This window comes from Pseudomonas sp. St29, from assembly GCF_001547915.1.
Lineage (GTDB): Bacteria > Pseudomonadota > Gammaproteobacteria > Pseudomonadales > Pseudomonadaceae > Aquipseudomonas.
Map to the genome: position 1 here is coordinate 3000257 of NZ_AP014628.1, position 15674 is coordinate 3015930.

Genomic DNA, 15674 nt, shown 5'->3' on the forward strand with positions numbered 1-15674 from the left:
TGATTGAGAACCAAGGAAGTATTCGATGCTGGAAAGCAACCGCACCCTCAGCCTTTCGGGCGAGCAGGCCCTGGAGGCCCTGGCGGAACTGGAGTTCGTGTTGATCTCGCTGCACAAGATGGGCGCCTACTACAGGGACAAGCCCGTGGCTGACTACCAGCGCGCCACCACCGATTTCATCGACAACCAGCAGGTCACCCAGCGTCTGGCCCGGGTGCGCAGGATCCTCAGCGAACCCTTCGACCACACCCTGGGTGAGGACGACATGGATGACATCGAGCGTCATGTGCAAGGGCTCGACCTGTGGCGCCCCGAGTAGGCGCGCGGTCATTGCCCGCGGTTTTTCAAGGAGCCTGTCATGTCCCGCATCAGCCTCGCCACGGCGACGCCCACCACCAGCCTGGCGCTGGTCAAGTTTCTCCATCAGCGCCTGGGCCTGTCCCTGAGCGCTGCCCAGGGCTATCTGCGCCGTGGCGCCGAGGGCTTCTTCTACAGCGCCAAGCTGTTTCACAACGACCATGTGCAGCGCGAGCAGGAACTGCGCGACATCCTCGCCTTCTTCAACAGCGCCCAGGTGCCGCTGCTGATTGTGGAGACCGACCCCGATGAGGAATGGAACGGGGTTGCGCCCGAACCGTTGCAGGACTGCACGATGCCCCAGGAGCACTTGTTCAATCTGCTCCAGGCCCATGAAGAGGGCTATCAATAGGGACCGGAAGCGGGCCAGTGCCGCCCGACGCAATGCGCGGTTTTCCTAAAGTTCTGGGCGCCGGGGTCGAGACGTTGGTGCTGTTCGTCTTTCAATAAGGATATTTCGTGTTCAGAACCCTGCTCGGGGCCGCCGCCCTCATCGCCACCCTGGCGCTGACCGGCTGTGTCTCCTACAACGTCACCGGCCCGCTGGGCGCGCCGTTGCATCCTGCACCCATCAGCAGCCCGCGCACTGCGCAAATTGCCGATGTGCAAGTTACCGCCAGCGGTATCGACGACGCCACGCGCACCGCCATCAGCCGTTCCCTCACGGCCCAGCTGACTCCCTACGTCAAGAGCGCCGGCTACTTCCGCCAGCTCAGCGAATTCCCCACCCGCCTGGGCGAGGAAGACGTGGTGCTGAAATTCAACATGACCTCCCTCAAGGGCCACCGCGCGCCCCATCCGGGCTACCTGCCCGGGGCCTTGCTGACCCTGACCGTGTGGATCTGGGTCAACGGTCCGATCTACGTCGATACCTTCGACCTGGCCGGCGACCTGTCGATCGTCGACCGCAACGGCAAGGAACTGGCCAGTGCCAAGGAGCAGCTCAAGTTCGAGCGCAACGTCGGCCTGTATGGCCGCGAGTACTGGGCCCCGACCCAGGGCGCCAAACAGCTGAACGAACTGGTTGCCAAGTTGCTGGACAACGCCACCGCCCGGTTGGCGCAACACTAAGGAGAGTCCCATGTCGGGTTTCATCAAGCACACCCTGGTGCTCGCGGCGCTGCTGCTGAGCGGCTGCGTGTCCTACTCGCAACACGAACTGAGCGCTGTCGGCAGCTGGCCGCCGGCGGCACAGACCGCCGAACAAAAGCCCAGCGCCTTTGTCCGCACCACCGCCATGTACCAGGTCAACGGCGGCCCGGCCAATGCCGCCGCCGGCGCTCCGGCAGCCGCCTGGGAAACCGTGGTGGCCGATGCCTACCGCCAGTCCGGGCGCTTTGCCCGGGTCAGCACCGACAAGGTCGAATCGGACCTGTACGCCGAAGCCACCCTGTACAACAACGAACAGTTCAGCATTGCCTCGGCCATCATCACCGGCGCCACCTTCTTCGTGATTCCGTCCACGGCGAAGAACACCTTCACCCTGGAGACGGTGTTCAAGGACAAGGACGGCAAGGAGCTGGGGCGGATTCGCAAGAGCGAATCGGTGCGCACCTGGATGCAGTTGCTGCTGATCGTCGCCATTCCCTTCCAGGCGGACACCCGCGACGTGGTCCAGCAACTGGCCCGCAGCACCCTGGATGAGGCGGTGCAGCGCAAATTGCTGTAGGCCTCGCGCCGCACGTTATGGCAGGCATGAAAACGCCGCTGGCCCGGGAAGGGGCAGCGGCGTTTTTTATGGGCCGTGCCAGCAGCGGAGCCCATGTTCTCGTGACATTACACAGACCTGAACCCGGCGTAGTTAATCTTGTATCCATTAGCTATTCCTGGGCTTCTTAAATGAAAGTTGATTGTCGGCTAACTATAAGTTTGCTATCGAACAGTTTTTTTCAAGTAAGGGCTGGATTTAAATTTGGTTTGTACTAGCGGTGAGAACAGGTTGGCGTGTTGAAATGAAGTGGGGTCCATGTGGGAAAGGTTTTAGGGGTAAGTCCTAATTTTTATATGTTGAGATGCTGGCTGATTGTTGCTTGCTGACTATAGTGGTGTTGTAACTAGGTAAGGCATCCAGTTTGTCTCTAGTTAATGTGTCTGCGGCGCGAATGTCAGCATAAGGGTCAAGAATGATCCAGGGAGTTAGTTATGATGCGTCTTAAATGGTTGAGCCTGATTGCCTTGGGAATAGGAGTCGCTGGTTGTTCCGGACCCGGGTCGGTCATGGAACCTTATGAGTCGGCATTGCAACTGGAAAGCACCAATGCGAAGAATTTCCATTCCAGCCTGTATTTCCCATCTGGAACCGCCTTGCATTACCCGGGGTATGTCGTGGCCATTGAAAAAAGCCCGCAGTCTATTGTCGGTGGTCCTAAGGCCTATCCCCAGGTTGGCTTCGTCCGCAGCGGTCAATACATCAGCGGGGAAGAACCAAGCCGCTGGGGAACACCAAGCCAGATCAGGAGATTTCAGGAAAGTGACTCTAAGGCGATGTTTATCTCGCACATCATAAAAAACTCGATCGCCAAGGAGGACGCTGGGGCGAGTGATCCTTATCTTTCAAAGAGTCATTGCTTTGTATATAACGCTTACGCGGCAAAGCAATTATCACTAATCCAAAAGAACTATGATCTGGCGAAAATAAGTGACTGGCATGCCTGCTCCATATCCACCAATCTAGACAAGGTGGATGCCCGTGCCTATCAGTTTTACGATTATGGGAAGTATGCGCTGCTATCGCTGGAAAATAATCTGACCCAGGATCTTCGACGAGGTAGTTATACCCATGTTCTGGTGATTGTCATGGGCTGGAACACTGCCCAACAAGAAGCCATACGAAATTTCAATGACTTGGCCGGTAACTTGATGGCCGCCTCCTTGGAAGCGGCCAAAGGACAACAGGAAAGTCCGATCAACAGGACGATGGCAATCACACCACTGGCCAATGATCAGGTGACTGGCAAATTCCGCCCTTTGGTCATTGGGGTGACCTGGCCGTCTTATTGGTCCAACTCCTTTGGCAACGTATTCAGCTATTCCAATAAGGCCAATGATGCGGACGAAATAGGCTTGTCCTGGCTGAACAAGATTCTCAACGAAACCATTCCGCGCAGCTTGGCGGCCTCTGGCAGCAAGGCCAGGGTCGTTGCGCTGGGCCACAGTTTCGGTGCACGGGCCATGACTCGCGCGGTGTTCAGTTCGCCGGCCCTGGTCCCTCTGGACAGTCAGTTCCCCGATCAGCCCATGGTCACCAGCCCGGTTGATCTGGCAGTCGGCTTGCAAGGGGCGATGAGCATCAACCGTTTTGCCCCGGATCTCGGACGTGAAGGTGCTCCCTATCGGGACTACGGGCATCTTCAAAAGACCAAGGTCGTGCTGACGGCAGCCACCAACGATTTGGCGACCGGCGCTCCCTTTATCGTCTGGACCGATCCTGCTGGATCGATAGGCTCGTACCACAAGGCCTGTGATACGACCGAACCCCAGTACCAGCGCATATTTGAGTGCATGACGGCTTCTGACACGTCCGCAGTTCCAGGGGGCCGGTTCGAAGTCTGCAAGTACGGTCAACAAGGTTGTGCCGAGCCGTTCAAGAGCAGCGGCCCCGACAGGAAAGTGGCCTATATCGACGCCTCGAACGGTATTACCCAATTCAACTCACCGGGATCCGGAGGAGGCGCCCACAGCGATATCTACCGTCTGCCGATGGGCCGTCTGTTGTGGAAGCTGATTGAAGAATATGCGCCTACCCGATGACTTGAGGGCTTTAGCGCTAAGCCCTGTGGAAATGCACCTGCGGATGCTCCAGCTTGATCAGACCTTCAAGGCCTGGAGCAAGGAAGAGGCGCGTGATTCGCGGAACAATGCATCATCGCGCCAAGTCACCAGCAGGTTCCTCAGAGTTGCATCGGTTATGGCCGGCAGTGGATACCAGTGGCCATTCAAGTGAAGTTGGATGTCCTGCCGTGGAATGGTCAGGCAGTCGGGGTCGCAAATGATGTATTGGCACCCTTTATTGTTCTGGGTCCCATCGACATGGCTTGTTCGACCAGCCAAGGTTGCCGTGTTTTTTTTATAACGGGTCAGAAAGCAGAGAGTCATCCAGTGATTATCAGTTGAGATCAGATCCGACTCGATGCACTGCTCATGATGCGAGGCAATTTTCTCTTGCGCATAGGTGAAGGGGGTGTAGTAGTAGAAAGCATGCACCAGGCCTTGGTCACTGGAGTTTTGCATTGCAGGGTTCATGTCGAGGTCCTGAGAGTGGCCTCCTGCTGGATTGCGACAGGTCACTCTGAACTCGTTTGAGAAGTACTGCTGCCATTTTTCAGCGGCCTCTGTCCTGTAATAGAAATCCTCGCTGGGCTCATGATCGCAAGTCGGCAAGCGTGCTAGATACTCCTCCAATGTCGCTGGCGCGGTGGCTTGTACGGGAGTGTCTTGTGCCTGTTTCGTCACCGGGGCAGAAGTGGTGAAAAGTCTTTTGATGCCTTTGAGCATGGGGAAGTATCCGTCCTTGACAGGCAGGTAACCCTGAATGGGCTACCTGCCTTTTTTGAATCCCAGAGGAGAGGGGCGTTGCTGTTGGCGTCGCTAGCCTCAGCGCTGCGCCGCCCAGTAGGCATGCAGCGTGCGCGCGGCCGGTTCGATGGCCGCCACTTGCTGGCGATGCTGCTCCAGGTTCAGGTCGGCCGGCAGTTCGAAGTTGTCCTGTTCGGCGCAGTCGATGATCAACTGCAGCGCCTGGACCTGCGGCGCCGGCATCTCCGGCCAGTTGCCCACGGCCACGCCGCGCAGGTAGCCGAAGCACCATTCTTCGGCCAGTAGCAGGTCCTGGCCCTGGTGCTCGGTGTGTTCGAAGCGCGCCTTGAAGGCTTGCGGGGCCTGGGTCAATTGCACGGCCAGGGTGTTGATGTGGCGCACGCACAGGTCGATGAACTGCCGGCATTCCTCCGGGGTTTCCCAGGCCGGGTTTTCGCCGCCCCAGATACCCGGGAACCATTCGGCGATATCGACTTGAGCCGGGCCCGACACCAGCGCGGTGAAGTAACCGTCCAGCTCGCAGGGATTGAGCACCGAGTGGTCGTCGCCGTACTTGAGCAGGGTGTCTTCGATCAGTTCGAAGTCGGCGGCGTTCAGTGGGGTGTTTTGCATGAGGGGAGTCCTGGAAAAAGCAGCGGCAAGTTTCCGGGTTCACGGGCCAGGCTGCAAGCCTCAAGCGGCCAGCGCGAGGCCTGAACGAGCGGGGTTCAGGTGTCGCGCAGCAGGTCCTGGGCATCCAGCAGGCGGTAGGCGATTTCCGGGCGGTTCTCCATGGCCCGGCGAATGGCGGCCGGAATCGCTTGCCGGGTCTTGCGGCACAGCCCGGGCAACTCGCCCAGGGAAATGGCGATGCCGCGCATGCTGCGCACTTCGTTGTCGCTGGGAGTGATCTGCACCCGGATGCCGAGTTTCTCCAGCATCTGGCGTTGCATGTGTTCCAGGTCCGCCAGGTCCTTGAGGTTTTCCAGGCGTTGGAGCAGGCGCTTTTCCTCCTGGCGCGTGAGCAAGAGGATGCGCAGGTCGGCTCCGGGGGTGTCCAGCAACTGCTCGCGCTCGCAGATGCAGGCGCCGGGCGGACAGGGTTGGCGAAGGGCGGGGCTGGGGTTCATGGGAAACCATCATAGCGAGCCGGACGCGGCGCGCAGAGAAATATATGCACGAGTGTGCATCCGTTTCCTAGGCTTGTTCGTAGGATTGTTGCCTCGGCGGTAAAGGGGGCGAGCTGATGAGCATGGAGATCCTCGACATGGAATCTTTGCAGCACCTGCCGCTGACCGCCGTCAGCGACGACTTGCAGTTATTGCCGCGCCTGCTGGCCGGCGAGCAGCAGGCCTTTCGCGAACTGGTCAGACAGCATCAGGGCGCCATGCGCTCGGTGGCCCTGGCGATTGTCGGTCAGCGGCACGTCGATGACGTGGTGCAGGACGCCTGGCTGGCGATTGTGCACAACCTTGGCGGCTTCCAGTACCGCTCCAGCCTCAAGACCTGGATGCTGACCATCACCGCCAACGCGGCCAAGGGCTGCTACGTGCAGAACCGTCGCGAGGCGGGTCGCTTCGTGCGGCCGGCCCAGGCGGGCGACCAGCGCTTCGCCGAGGAGGGTGACCGGGCGCCGCCGCTGGAGTGGCACGAAGACAGCCCGGAAGCCTTGCTGTGCGCCGAGCAACTGCGTGGCTGCCTGGAGCAGACGCTGAACAGCCTGCCGCTGTTGCAACGCCGGGTCTTGTTGTCCCGTGAGCGCCAGGGCCACGCACTTGAGGCCATCGGCGGGCAGTTGGGTATTTCGCGCAGTCATGTTCGCGTGCTGTTGCATCGCGCCCGCTTGCAGCTATTTGCCGCTCTCAAGCGCCATCAGATGGGCGCCTTCGACCCTGTCGCGGGCGGGCATCGGCGGCGGGGCTCGACCGCCATCAAGGCGCCGACGTTCCGGGAGTTTTGAGTGCGGGGCGTGTTCATTCGCCTGCGGGAGCCGCGGCTCACGATGGCGTCGGTATAGCGTTGGGCAATGTCTGGCGAGGCTGCCGTGGCCATATAGCGATAAAGCGCGGTTAGCTGCTCCAGAGCTTCTGGAGCAAATTCGACGGTGTGCGTCATTCCAGTTTGTTGCGGGCGTTCTGGTGCTCTGCTGACAACCGAGCACGGACCTGATCGGCACTGAGTGCGTGTGAAGCGTCCGCTTTCAAGGCATCGTAGGCGGTTGCCACCTGGCCGGTGAGCCAGCTTTCCACGGCTCGATCACGGGCCATCAATGCCCGCAGGCCATCGCGTATGACTTCACTTTCGCTGGCATATTCACCAGTCGCGACTTTGGCCTTCACCGCGTTGGCCCTCTGGTTTGGCAGCGTGATGCTCAATTGCTGAGTGCTACGCATGGGGACTTTCTCCAGCTGGATAGGATTTAATCCTGCCCTCGCACCGAGCAAAATGCCTAGAACCCCTCATCCATGGGCTGTACCCGTCCGACTGAAGGGACGATCCTCTAGCCGCGCCGCGCCATCAGCAGCACCGACGCCGCCCCCGACAACAGCAGCGCACAGCCGCGATTGAACAGGCGCTTGCCCCGGGGTTCGGCGAGCCAGCGGCGCATGTGCAGGCCCATGTAGGCGTAGGCGCAGATGGCGATCCACTCCAGCCCCAGGAACAGCGCCCCCAGGATCAGGAACTGCGGGCCCATCGACTGCGCCGGATCGACGAATTGCGGCAGGAAGGCGGTGAAGATCAGGATCGCCTTGGGGTTGCCCGCCGCCACCAGGAACTCCTGGCGGGCCAGGGCCCAGAGGCCGACGCGGGCGCGGTCCTCGCTCGCTTCAGTGCCGGGATGGGCCCGCCACAGTTGCCAGGCCAGGTACAGCAGATAGCCTGCGCCGAGGATCTTGATCCCATGGAACAACAGCTCCGAGGTTTGCAGGACCACCGCCAGGCCGGCGGCGGCCAGGGCGATCATGGCGGCGAACGCCAGCAGCCGGCCGGCACCCGCCAGGCAGGAGTGGCGATAGCCGTAGCGGGTGGCGTTGCTCACCGACAGCAGGTTGTTCGGGCCGGGGGCCATGTTCAGGGCAAAGCAGGCGGGGATGAACAGGCTCAGGGTGGCGAGATCCATAAACTCTCCAATAGGGCATGGGGTGGGGCCCACTGCATCGGGAGTCGCGCAAATGACCGGAACGCTGCTGGGGCGGGACGGACAAAAATAGTGGCAGGGCCGGGGGTAGGGCAAGAGGGCCCGTGCATCCTCTCCCTGGCCGGGCAGGGAGAGGGTGCTTCGCGGCGGACTTAGCGGATCGAGAAGTACGGGTCCCAGGAGCAGTAGCCCAGCACCTTGTTGTCACGGTCGACGATCATGAAGGACCAGGTGTAGGTGACCCGGGTGCAGACGCGGGTGGCGTCGGCCTGCCAGTAGAAGGTCTTGACGTTCTGCGGGATCGGCTGACCGGCGGGGTTGTCCCGGTTGATGATGGGCAGTGGTGTGCTCGGCAGCACCGTCGGCACCACGTTGGTCAGGTAGGGGTTGGGGTCCTCGCTCAGCGGCGGGTGGGTCTGGGTGTACTGGTAGAGGATCACCGAGTAGTACAGGCCCTTGGACAGGCTGGTGGCGCGCCAGCGCAACTGGTCGCCCTGACGCAGGTTGACCGCCAGCTCGGATCCGCCGTCGGCGCCATCGGCATTGCTGCGCCGCACCACCATGTAGACCACCAGGTCCGAGAGTCGGTCGTTGCCGTCGTAGATGTTGTAAAGCTGGGAAGGGTTGGAAGCGTCCTGGCTGAGTTTGAAGAGTCCCTTTTCGGCACTTTCAAGGATGGTGTCCACATCGATGGTGATGAGGATGTCCACAATGTTGTCGTTCATGTCCAGCTCCCTGCTGTCGCGTTAGACGCCTGGAATGCCCAGGCAAGCCTGCATCGGTTTTCCATGGCGCGGCTGCTGGGCATCGGCGCTCGGGGCCTGGACGAACGGGCAGCGAGCGCGGTGCACTTGCATGCAGTCGCGAGTGGAATCTAGATCCTCGATACGCTTAGTCAAATGGCTCCTGGCAAAAAAACGCGGCGCAAGACGAGCGGTGCCGGCCGCGGCTAGTCGGCGCCGATCGACTCGCCGTTCAAGTGCCGATCGAGCCAGGGGGCGACCTGGGCCGCGTGGCTCAGGCCCAGGTCATGGTCGGCCCCGGGCACGATGCGCAGGCAGGCCTGTGGCAGCAGGCTGGCCAGACGCTGGCCCACCGCCACCGGGCTGATGGGGTCGCAGTCGCCCCACAGCAGCAACACCGGCATGCCCAGCTCCCCCAGGCGCGGACCGAGATCGCTGTGGTCATCGATGAACCAGCGGGGCAACTGCGGGTAGGCCGCGGCATAGTCGCCACGCCAGTCCGTAGCGCCCAGCTCGCCCATGTCCACGCCACCGGAGGTGACGCTCAACACCAGATGGGTGATCAGCTCCGGCCGCGCCAGGGCCGCCCGCACCGCGAGGATGCCGCCCATGGACTGGGCCACCAGCGCGGTGGGCCGGTCGATGCGCTGCAGCACCAGGTCCAGCAGATCGTCCATGCCCTGCACGTCTGGCTGTGGCGGGGTGTCGCCGAAGCCCGGCCAGCCCAGGTGCACCTGCCGCGCCGGATGGCGCAGCTGCGCAGCCAGGGGTTGCCAGAATTGACGATTGCCCGAGGCGCCGGGCAGAAACAGCAGTTGTTGGGGGGCTTGGGGCATGGCATAGCTCCGGGTCCATGGGCGGTGGGTTGAACCCTCGCGCGGACAGGGGCCACCGGGCGGCGCTAGAAAATACGGTGCTCGGGGACGGTGAGCAAGCGCCGCATCAGGCGAGCGCGGCGCGCCAAGCTGGCGCCCCGGGACCCGCCGCCAGGGTTTATCATGCGGCGCTGCGGCCCGTTGCCCGCCCGAGCGGGGGCCGCCCCTTTCGCCCACCGTGGAGGCGCCCGCCATGCCCGATCTGCAAAAGCCTGCTGCTATCCCTGAGTTCCCCGTGTGCCACGCCCGTGGCGGCACCTCCACCGGGCTGATCCTGGCCCGCGAAGCGCTGCCCCAGGACGAAGCCCTGGTGGAAGAACTGCTGCGCCACCTGATGGGCGTGCCCCTGCAGGGCGAGTGGCCGGGCAATACCCAGATCACCGGCCTGGGCCGCGGCGGGCCCACCAGCAACAAAGTGTTCATCGTCGAACGCCGCCCCGGCGAGATGCGGATGATCAGCACCCTGGCGCAACTGGCGGCGGGCAAGAGCGCCATCGACTGGAGCGTCAACTGCGGCAACATGTCCGCGGCCCTGCCGCTGTACGCCCTGCAACGCGGCTGGCTGCAGCCCGGGGAGGGCGGCGGGCAGATCGAGATCTTCAACAGCAACACCCAGACCACGATGTATGCGCGCCTGAGCCTGCGCGACGGTCGGCTGCTGAGCGACACGCGGATTCCCGGGGTCAACGGGGTGTTTCCCGGGGTCGACCTGTTTCTCGACAAGCCGGTGGGAGCCAAGACCGGCGCGCTGTTTCCCAGCGGGCAACGGGTCGACCTGCTGGATGGGATTGCCGCCACTTGCATCGATGTGGCGGTGCCCATGGTCATCCTGCGCGCGGCGGACCTGGGCAAGACCGGGCAGGAGAGCCCGGCTGAACTGGATGCCGACCCACAGTTCAAGGCGCGCCTGCTGGAGCTGATGGTGCTGGGCGGGCTGCGCATGGGCCTGCGCCAGCGCGACGGCCGTTTGATGAGCGCCGACGACCTGCGGCGCAGCGAAACCATCCCCAAAATCTGCATCGTCAGCCCGGCGCGAGAAGGCGGTGATATCGCCACCCGCTACTTCACCCCACAGAACGCCCACCCGTCCCTGGCGGTGTCCGGCGGCTGCTGCCTGGCGGCGGCCTGCCTGGCCGAAGGCACTGTGGCCCATGCCCTATTGGCGCGGGCACCGGCAATAGGCGAAGGGAAGGGCGAATACCCGCTGGCGATTGAAAACCCCGCCGGAGTGCTGGAGACCCTGATCAATGCCCGACAGGTGGCCGGGGAGCTACTGATCGACGGCGCCGCCTACCGGCGCAGCGCGCAGATTCTGCTACAGGGCAGCACCCCGCTGTACAACGCCTCCCCCGAACTGACCGCCGCCCTTGGCGCCGCACACCGCGCCTGACCCCGCCCGCATCCGCCTCATGTAGCCGCTGCCGAAGGCTGCGAACGAGCCGCAGGCTCGCCAGCGATCTCGCAACCGCCGAGGCCCCTGCGGTGCCTTGCGCAGCCTGCGGCAGCGGCTACAGGGGTGCCCGTGACGCCAGCGTCTGCATCCGCTTCGTGTAGCCGCTGCCGAAGGCTGCGAACGAGCCGCAGGCTCGCCAGCGATCTCACTACCGCCGAGGCCCCTGCGGTGCCTTGCGCAGCCTGCGGCAGCGGCTACAGAGGAGCCCGTGACGCCAGCGCTAGCATCCGCTTCGTGTAGCCGCTGCCGAAGGCTGCGAACGAGCCGCAGGCTCGCCAGCGCTCTCGCAACCGCCGAGGCCCCTGCGGGGTCTTGCGCAGCTCCAGCCGCAGCTCGGGCGGGGCCCTGAATGCCAAAGGCATATCAGCGAGCCGCGTCGCCATCGGGAAGAAACGGCGGCACCTTCTGCCGCAGCAACTGGATCAACTCCGGGTCCATGAAGTCGTAATCATCGGGAATGTTCAGGCACACGATCTGCTGGTTGTTCAACAGCGCCTTGAAGCGCTTGCGCAGTTTTTCCCGGTGGCGGGTTTCCATCACCACAATCAACCCGGCCCATTGCACCAGCTCCGGGCCCAGGGGCACTTCGGCATCGTGATTGAGCCCGGCGGAGGCGGTCTGGATCCCCGGCCAGTCGGCAAACACCTGCTCGGCGGTGGGGCTGCGCAGCTTGTTCTGGCTGCAGACAAACAAGACATTGAGCATTGGGCCGAACTCCTTGGCACAGACGCCCAGCCCGTAAAGGGCGGGGCAAAGGCGCTGATTTTTCGGGGCTTTGGCCGCGCTGTCCAGCAACTTGTGACGGGCCGGGCCAATGGCGTTGGTCAGCACCGGTTGCCCGCCAAGGGCTGTGGCTGCGAAACTGCCAGCCCCTTGACTTGCATCGCTCACGCCATGTCCGCAGCCCTGTTCACCTCACCCCATCTGGGCCTGGCCCTCAGGCGCTGGCGCCTGTTGCACCGGGTCAAGCAGCAGCACGCCGCCGAGCTGTTCGGCGTGGCGCAGTCGAGCATTTCCCGCTGGGAAAACGGCCGGCAAGCCATGGAGCCGGCGGAGCGTGCGCGCCTGGAGCACCTGCTGGCGGCCAACCTCAGCGCCGCTGCCGATCAGGCTCTGGCGCGGCTGGTGAATGACAGCCCGCGCGCCGTGCACCTGGTGTGCGACCTGACCCACCGCCTGCTGGCCTGTTCGCCGACCCGCGCCGCACAATTCGGCGTGCCCTTGAGTGAGCTGCTGGGCCAATCGCTGTGGGGCTTTTGCACCGAGGAAATCGTGCGCAAGGAAGCCGCCCTGGATGACCTGGGCTGGCGCGAAGTGCTGGCGCCGCCGTCCCTGGAGTTCTTCAGCGGCCACAACGATTCGGCCATCGTGCCCATCGCCCCCAGCCAGTGCCGCTGGACCCGCCTCAACCTGTCCGACGGCAACGCCGTGCGGCTGGTGGAAACCCTCTGACGCGCTTGTCGAGGCACGCCACGCATATTTTATCCGTGGACCGGTTGCTGCCCGCTGGCTAGTCTGGCAAGCCTTCGCCCGCCGCCCCACGGCGCGGGCCTCATTCACGTGCAGCAGGCTTGTCCATGACCCCCGAACTCCTCAGCGGCCGTCTCGACTTTCTCCGTGAAGCGGAAAAGCTCAAGGACGTGCTGCGCAGCGCCCACACCTCCAGCGGCCGCCAGGAAAGCACCGCCGAGCACAGCTGGCGCCTGTGCCTGATGGCGCTGCTGTTCGAAGACCAACTGGGGGACCTGGACCTGCTGCGGGTGCTGAAACTGTGCATCGTCCACGACCTGGGGGAAGCCATTCATGGCGACATCCCGGCGGTGGCCCAGGCCGCCCACCCGGACAAGAGCCAGCAGGAACGCGACGACCTGCAATACCTCGCCCGGGCCCTGGACGCCCCGGCCCGCCAGCGCCTGCTGGAGCTGTGGGATGAATACGAAGGCGCCGCCAGCACCGAGGCGCGCGCGGTCAAGGCCCTGGACAAGCTGGAAGCCCTGCTGCAACACACCCAGGGCCAGAACCCGGCGGATTTCGACTACGGCTTCAACCTCGATTACGGCCGCCGCTACACCGACGCCAGCCCGTTGTTCCAGGCCCTGCGCCAGCAGATCGATGCCGACACTCGGCGCCGCCTCGACGCCCAGGACTGAGCAGCGGTTCACGATCGCGGTGCCTGGCTCAGGCGCCGTTGAGCATGCCCGGGCAGCACTCGCAAAAGGATGAACAGGCTCCGGCAGGGGGCAGGGCGCCCGCTTGGGGCCTGGCACGGGTCATGGTTTTTTTCTGGCAGGGTCATCAAGCGAAGCTATTTTTACCTTCGCTTGTCCTTCACTACGCTTTTCACACGGTTGTCCAACCCGGGGCCAACGTCGAGCGGCAGGTTTTCGATGACCGAAGGAGTGATCCATGTCCAATGAATCCAAGTGCCCGTTCAAACACACCGCCGGCGAAGGCACCAGCAACCGTGACTGGTGGCCCGGCCAACTGAACCTGAAGATCCTCCATCAGCACTCGCAGCTGTCCGACCCGATGGCCGAGGACTTCGACTACGCCGCCGAATTCAAGACCCTGGACCTGGCCGCGGTGAAGCGCGACCTGCTGGCCTTGATGACCGACTCCCAACCCTGGTGGCCGGCGGATTTCGGCCACTACGGCCCGCTGTTCATCCGCATGGCCTGGCACAGCGCCGGCACCTACCGCATCGCCGATGGCCGCGGCGGCGCCGGGGGTGGGCAGCAGCGCTTCGCCCCGCTCAACAGCTGGCCGGACAACGTCAGCCTGGACAAGGCGCGGCGGCTGATCTGGCCGATCAAGCAGAAATACGGACGCAAGCTCTCCTGGGCCGACCTGATCATCCTCACCGGCAACGTCGCCCTGGAATCCATGGGTTTTAAAACCTTCGGCTTCGGCGGTGGCCGCCAGGACGTCTGGGAGCCGGACGACCACGTCTACTGGGGCAGTGAAACCACCTGGCTTGGCGACCAGCGCTACAGCGGCGACCGCGAGCTGGAGAACCCCCTGGGGGCGGTGCAGATGGGCCTGATCTACGTCAACCCTGAAGGCCCCAACGGCAACCCCGACCCCCTGGCCGCGGCCCGGGACATCCGCGAAACCTTCGCCCGCATGGCCATGAACGACGAAGAAACCGTGGCCCTGATCGCCGGCGGCCACACCTTCGGCAAGACCCACGGCGCCGGCCCCGCGACCCACGTCGGCCCGGAACCGGAAGCCGCCGGCCTGGAAGAGCAGGGCCTGGGCTGGCGCAGCAGCTTCGGCACGGGCGTCGGTGGCGACGCCATCACCAGCGGCCTGGAAGTGATCTGGACCACCACCCCGACCCGTTGGAGCAACGACTTCTTCGACCACCTGTTCGGCTACGAATGGGAACTGACCACCAGCCCCGCCGGCGCCCACCAATGGCAACCCAAGGGCGGCGCCGGGGCCGACAGCGTGCCCGACCCCCACGACCCGAATAAACGCCGCACGCCATCGATGCTCACCACCGACCTGGCGCTGCGTTTCGACCCGGCCTACGAGGCCATCTCCCGACGCTTCCACCAGCACCCCGAACAACTGGCCGACGCCTTCTCCCGCGCCTGGTTCAAACTCACCCACCGCGACATGGGCCCGCGCGCCCGTTACCTGGGCCCGGAAGTGCCGGCCGAAGAACTGATCTGGCAAGACCCGATTCCCGCCGTGAACCACCCGCTGATCGACGCCCAGGACATCCAGCAGCTCAAGGGCCTGATCCTCAATTCGGGCCTGTCCGTGGCGCAACTGGTGTCCACCGCCTGGGCCTCGGCCTCGACCTTCCGCGGCTCGGACAAGCGCGGCGGCGCCAACGGCGCACGGATTCGCCTGGCCCCGCAGAAGGACTGGGAGGTCAACCAACCGGCACAACTGGCCCAGGTGCTGCAAGGCCTGGAAGCGGTGCAGAGCGCCTTCAACAGCGCGCAAAGCACTGGCAAGCGCGTGTCCCTGGCGGACCTGATCGTCCTCGGCGGCTGCGCGGCGGTGGAACTGGCGGCAAACAATGCCGGCTACAGCATCAGCGTACCCTTCGCCCCGGGGCGCATGGACGCCAGCCAGGAACAGACCGACGTCGACTCCTTCGCCGTGCTCGAACCTGTGGCCGATGGCTTTCGCAACTACCTCAAGCCGGTCAGCGGCGTCACCGCCGAAGCCCTGCTGATAGACAAGGCGCAGCTGCTGACCCTCACCGCCCCGCAACTGACTGTGCTGCTGGGCGGCCTGCGGGTGCTGGGGGCCAACGTCGGGCAAGCGCCCCACGGCGTGTTCACCGCGCGCCCGGGCACCTTGAGCAACGACTTCTTCGTCAACCTGCTGGACATGGGCACCCAATGGAAGCCCCAGTCCGAGGCCCGCGACCTGTACGAGGGCAGCGACCGCGCCACCGGGCAATACAAATGGAGCGGTACCCGGGTCGACCTGCTGCTGGGCTCCAACTCGCAACTGCGGGCTTTGGCCGAGGTGTATGCAGCGGCGGATGCGGGAGAGAAGTTCGTGAAGGACTTTGTCGCCGCCTGGGACAAGGTGATGAACCTGGATCGGTTCGATCTGCGCTAAAAGGG

At 63.7% G+C, this 15674-nt stretch carries 19 protein-coding genes; 10 read left to right on the forward strand and 9 right to left on the reverse strand.

What is annotated here, in order from left to right:
- Positions 1-25 precede the first annotated feature (25 nt).
- From PST29_RS13645 to PST29_RS13665, 5 genes are all read left to right on the forward strand, one after another.
- On the forward strand, positions 26-319 hold the full coding sequence (locus PST29_RS13645; protein WP_060843376.1) for a hypothetical protein: 294 nt from the start codon (positions 26-28) through the stop codon (positions 317-319).
- A gap of 39 nt (positions 320-358) precedes the next feature.
- Positions 359-709: a hypothetical protein gene (locus PST29_RS13650; protein ID WP_060843377.1), complete on the forward strand. Its 351-nt coding sequence runs from the start codon at positions 359-361 to the stop codon at positions 707-709.
- A 107-nt stretch (positions 710-816) separates the two neighbouring features.
- Positions 817-1428 carry a hypothetical protein gene (locus PST29_RS13655; RefSeq protein WP_041117820.1) on the forward strand — a complete coding sequence of 204 codons (612 nt, stop codon included), beginning with the start codon at positions 817-819 and terminating at the stop codon, positions 1426-1428.
- Between the two features lie 10 nt (positions 1429-1438).
- Positions 1439-2026 (forward strand): hypothetical protein, encoded by a 588-nt coding sequence (locus PST29_RS13660; RefSeq protein ID WP_060843378.1) that lies wholly within the window; start codon positions 1439-1441, stop codon positions 2024-2026.
- Between the two features lie 473 nt (positions 2027-2499).
- Entirely contained in the window at positions 2500-4107 is a 1608-nt protein-coding gene (locus tag PST29_RS13665) for an alpha/beta hydrolase (RefSeq protein WP_060843379.1), read from the forward strand.
- Positions 4108-4164: 57 nt separating this feature from the next.
- Here PST29_RS13665 and PST29_RS13670 read toward each other — a convergent pair whose 3' ends face one another.
- From PST29_RS13670 to PST29_RS13680, 3 genes are all read right to left on the reverse strand, one after another.
- On the reverse strand, positions 4165-4851 hold the full coding sequence (locus tag PST29_RS13670) for a hypothetical protein (protein ID WP_060843380.1): 687 nt from the start codon (positions 4849-4851) through the stop codon (positions 4165-4167).
- 99 nt (positions 4852-4950) lie between these two features.
- Entirely contained in the window at positions 4951-5505 is a 555-nt protein-coding gene (locus tag PST29_RS13675; protein ID WP_060838964.1) for a UPF0149 family protein, read from the reverse strand.
- 95 nt (positions 5506-5600) lie between these two features.
- Positions 5601-6002: a hypothetical protein gene (locus PST29_RS13680; protein WP_060843381.1), complete on the reverse strand. Its 402-nt coding sequence runs from the start codon at positions 6000-6002 to the stop codon at positions 5601-5603.
- 116 nt (positions 6003-6118) lie between these two features.
- On the opposite strand from PST29_RS13680, the gene PST29_RS13685 reads away from it, so the two are divergent.
- Positions 6119-6832, forward strand: a complete 714-nt coding sequence (locus PST29_RS13685) for an RNA polymerase sigma factor (RefSeq protein WP_442966404.1) — start codon at positions 6119-6121, stop codon at positions 6830-6832.
- A gap of 151 nt (positions 6833-6983) precedes the next feature.
- On the opposite strand, the gene PST29_RS13690 is transcribed toward PST29_RS13685, so the two are convergent.
- From PST29_RS13690 to PST29_RS13705, 5 genes are all read right to left on the reverse strand, one after another.
- Entirely contained in the window at positions 6984-7265 is a 282-nt protein-coding gene (locus PST29_RS13690) for a ribbon-helix-helix domain-containing protein (protein ID WP_060843382.1), read from the reverse strand.
- Between the two features lie 107 nt (positions 7266-7372).
- Positions 7373-7993 carry a LysE family translocator gene (locus PST29_RS13695; RefSeq protein ID WP_060843383.1) on the reverse strand — a complete coding sequence of 207 codons (621 nt, stop codon included), beginning with the start codon at positions 7991-7993 and terminating at the stop codon, positions 7373-7375.
- 170 nt (positions 7994-8163) lie between these two features.
- The gene (locus tag PST29_RS13700) at positions 8164-8736 is read right to left on the reverse strand and encodes an AidA/PixA family protein (protein ID WP_060843384.1); all 573 of its coding nucleotides are present in this window, start codon (positions 8734-8736) and stop codon (positions 8164-8166) included.
- A gap of 21 nt (positions 8737-8757) precedes the next feature.
- On the reverse strand, positions 8758-8910 hold the full coding sequence (locus PST29_RS32140; RefSeq protein WP_159426281.1) for a hypothetical protein: 153 nt from the start codon (positions 8908-8910) through the stop codon (positions 8758-8760).
- Between the two features lie 50 nt (positions 8911-8960).
- A complete protein-coding gene (locus tag PST29_RS13705; RefSeq protein WP_060843385.1) occupies positions 8961-9590 on the reverse strand; it encodes an alpha/beta fold hydrolase in 630 nt (209 codons plus the stop codon).
- Positions 9591-9822: 232 nt separating this feature from the next.
- Here PST29_RS13705 and PST29_RS13710 point away from each other — a divergent pair, with 232 nt between their 5' ends.
- The gene (locus PST29_RS13710; RefSeq protein ID WP_060843386.1) at positions 9823-11019 is read left to right on the forward strand and encodes a PrpF domain-containing protein; all 1197 of its coding nucleotides are present in this window, start codon (positions 9823-9825) and stop codon (positions 11017-11019) included.
- A 426-nt stretch (positions 11020-11445) separates the two neighbouring features.
- Here PST29_RS13710 and PST29_RS13715 read toward each other — a convergent pair whose 3' ends face one another.
- A complete protein-coding gene (locus PST29_RS13715; RefSeq protein ID WP_060845117.1) occupies positions 11446-11787 on the reverse strand; it encodes a low molecular weight protein tyrosine phosphatase family protein in 342 nt (113 codons plus the stop codon).
- Between the two features lie 189 nt (positions 11788-11976).
- Here PST29_RS13715 and PST29_RS13720 point away from each other — a divergent pair, with 189 nt between their 5' ends.
- The 3 genes from PST29_RS13720 (at position 11977) to katG (ending at position 15669) form a co-directional block, all read left to right on the forward strand.
- Positions 11977-12534, forward strand: coding sequence for a helix-turn-helix domain-containing protein (locus PST29_RS13720; protein ID WP_060843387.1), 558 nt, complete (start codon positions 11977-11979; stop codon positions 12532-12534).
- 125 nt (positions 12535-12659) lie between these two features.
- Positions 12660-13232, forward strand: a complete 573-nt coding sequence (locus tag PST29_RS13725) for an HD domain-containing protein (RefSeq protein WP_060843388.1) — start codon at positions 12660-12662, stop codon at positions 13230-13232.
- Positions 13233-13488: 256 nt separating this feature from the next.
- On the forward strand, positions 13489-15669 hold the full coding sequence (katG, locus tag PST29_RS13730) for a catalase/peroxidase HPI (RefSeq protein ID WP_060843389.1): 2181 nt from the start codon (positions 13489-13491) through the stop codon (positions 15667-15669).
- The last annotated feature ends 5 nt before the right edge of the window (positions 15670-15674 follow it).

Bases quoted from the DNA above. Each gene is read 5' to 3' on its own strand.
- PST29_RS13690 (WP_060843382.1), bottom strand. From the start codon at position 7,265: ATGCGTAGCACTCAGCAATTGAGCATCACGCTGCCAAACCAGAGGGCC.
- katG (WP_060843389.1), top strand. From the start codon at position 13,489: ATGTCCAATGAATCCAAGTGCCCGTTCAAACACACCGCCGGCGAAGGC.
- PST29_RS13660 (WP_060843378.1), top strand. From the start codon at position 1,439: ATGTCGGGTTTCATCAAGCACACCCTGGTGCTCGCGGCGCTGCTGCTG.
- PST29_RS13725 (WP_060843388.1), top strand. From the start codon at position 12,660: ATGACCCCCGAACTCCTCAGCGGCCGTCTCGACTTTCTCCGTGAAGCG.
- PST29_RS13685 (WP_442966404.1), top strand. From the start codon at position 6,119: ATGAGCATGGAGATCCTCGACATGGAATCTTTGCAGCACCTGCCGCTG.
- PST29_RS13720 (WP_060843387.1), top strand. From the start codon at position 11,977: ATGTCCGCAGCCCTGTTCACCTCACCCCATCTGGGCCTGGCCCTCAGG.
- PST29_RS13665 (WP_060843379.1), top strand. From the start codon at position 2,500: ATGATGCGTCTTAAATGGTTGAGCCTGATTGCCTTGGGAATAGGAGTC.
- PST29_RS13700 (WP_060843384.1), bottom strand. From the start codon at position 8,736: ATGAACGACAACATTGTGGACATCCTCATCACCATCGATGTGGACACC.
- PST29_RS13715 (WP_060845117.1), bottom strand. From the start codon at position 11,787: ATGCTCAATGTCTTGTTTGTCTGCAGCCAGAACAAGCTGCGCAGCCCC.
- PST29_RS13675 (WP_060838964.1), bottom strand. From the start codon at position 5,505: ATGCAAAACACCCCACTGAACGCCGCCGACTTCGAACTGATCGAAGAC.
- PST29_RS13680 (WP_060843381.1), bottom strand. From the start codon at position 6,002: ATGAACCCCAGCCCCGCCCTTCGCCAACCCTGTCCGCCCGGCGCCTGC.
- PST29_RS13710 (WP_060843386.1), top strand. From the start codon at position 9,823: ATGCCCGATCTGCAAAAGCCTGCTGCTATCCCTGAGTTCCCCGTGTGC.
- PST29_RS13705 (WP_060843385.1), bottom strand. From the start codon at position 9,590: ATGCCCCAAGCCCCCCAACAACTGCTGTTTCTGCCCGGCGCCTCGGGC.
- PST29_RS13695 (WP_060843383.1), bottom strand. From the start codon at position 7,993: ATGGATCTCGCCACCCTGAGCCTGTTCATCCCCGCCTGCTTTGCCCTG.
- PST29_RS13670 (WP_060843380.1), bottom strand. From the start codon at position 4,851: ATGCTCAAAGGCATCAAAAGACTTTTCACCACTTCTGCCCCGGTGACG.
- PST29_RS13650 (WP_060843377.1), top strand. From the start codon at position 359: ATGTCCCGCATCAGCCTCGCCACGGCGACGCCCACCACCAGCCTGGCG.
- PST29_RS13645 (WP_060843376.1), top strand. From the start codon at position 26: ATGCTGGAAAGCAACCGCACCCTCAGCCTTTCGGGCGAGCAGGCCCTG.